1 protein-coding gene is annotated in these 266 nt (G+C 60.2%); it reads right to left on the bottom strand.

What is annotated here, in order from left to right:
* Window positions 1-62 precede the first annotated feature (62 nt).
* Window positions 63-266, bottom strand: a 204-nt coding sequence (locus tag ABY44_RS03325) for a hypothetical protein (protein ID WP_431640842.1), incomplete at its 5' end; no start/stop codon positions are given.

The following is a 266-nucleotide window of genomic DNA, read 5'->3' as shown; positions in this document are numbered from 1 at the left end:
GTTCAGGTCGTTGACTTCGATGCTCTTGGACACGAGGGTTCCTGTTCTGACGGGTCGGGTGCTCAGCGGCCGCTGATCTTGGGAGCGAACAGCTTCGCGATCAGACGCGCGAGCAGGTTCAAGACCATGACGATGAGGATGAGGGTGAGGGCCGCAGCCCATGCGCGGGCGACAGCCGCGTCCGGGTTCGTCCCTTGGTTCATGTACTGGTTGTAGGCGAACACCGGCAGGGTCATCATCTGACCGTTGAAGATGTTCGTGTTCAG

Source organism: Burkholderia sp. ZZQ-2, from assembly GCF_050768715.1.
Classification (GTDB): domain Bacteria; phylum Pseudomonadota; class Gammaproteobacteria; order Burkholderiales; family Burkholderiaceae; genus Burkholderia; species Burkholderia cepacia.
Note: the sequence above shows the minus strand (reverse complement) of the source record. Positions and strands in the feature narration are given on the sequence as shown.